This window comes from Streptomyces beijiangensis (genome assembly GCF_017315755.1).
GTDB classification, from domain to species: Bacteria; Actinomycetota; Actinomycetes; order Streptomycetales; family Streptomycetaceae; genus Streptomyces; species Streptomyces beijiangensis.
Genome location: NZ_JAFLRJ010001253.1, coordinates 1 through 349, shown reverse-complemented (window position 1 = coordinate 349; position 349 = coordinate 1). Strand labels below are relative to the sequence as shown.

Annotated in this window: 2 protein-coding genes; one reads left to right on the top strand and one right to left on the bottom strand. The window is 75.1% G+C overall.

Features of this window, described 5'->3' with window-relative positions:
- The coding region (locus J0695_RS46430; RefSeq protein ID WP_505383646.1) for an FAD-dependent monooxygenase at window positions 1-277 on the bottom strand (277 nt) is incomplete at its 3' end.
- Between J0695_RS46430 and J0695_RS45910 the strand changes: the two genes are divergently transcribed.
- Window positions 272-349, top strand: a 78-nt coding sequence (locus J0695_RS45910; protein WP_372445939.1) for an FAD-dependent monooxygenase, incomplete at its 3' end; no start/stop codon positions are given. The two genes, J0695_RS46430 and J0695_RS45910, sit on opposite strands and share 6 nt — an antisense overlap.

The following is a 349-nucleotide window of genomic DNA, read 5'->3' as shown; positions in this document are numbered from 1 at the left end:
ACTCACCGTTCGGCGGACAGGGCCTCAACCTCGGGCTCCTCGACGCGGTCAACCTGGGCTGGAAGCTGGCCGCCGTCGTCGCCGGCCGCGCCCCGGACGGCCTCCTGGACACGTACACCGCCGAACGCCACCCGGTCGGAGCCCGCGTCCTCGCCAACACGGGCGCGCAGGTGGTCGCGTGGATGCGGCCGGCGAGGACGGCGGCCAGCTTCCAGCGCAGGTTGACCGCGTCGAGGAGCCCGGGGTTGAGGCCCTGTCCGCCGAACGGTGAGTGCACGTGCGCGGCGTCGCCCGCCAGGCGAGCGACTACCGCAGCGGCCGCGTCCTGCTGGCGGGCGATGCTGCGCAC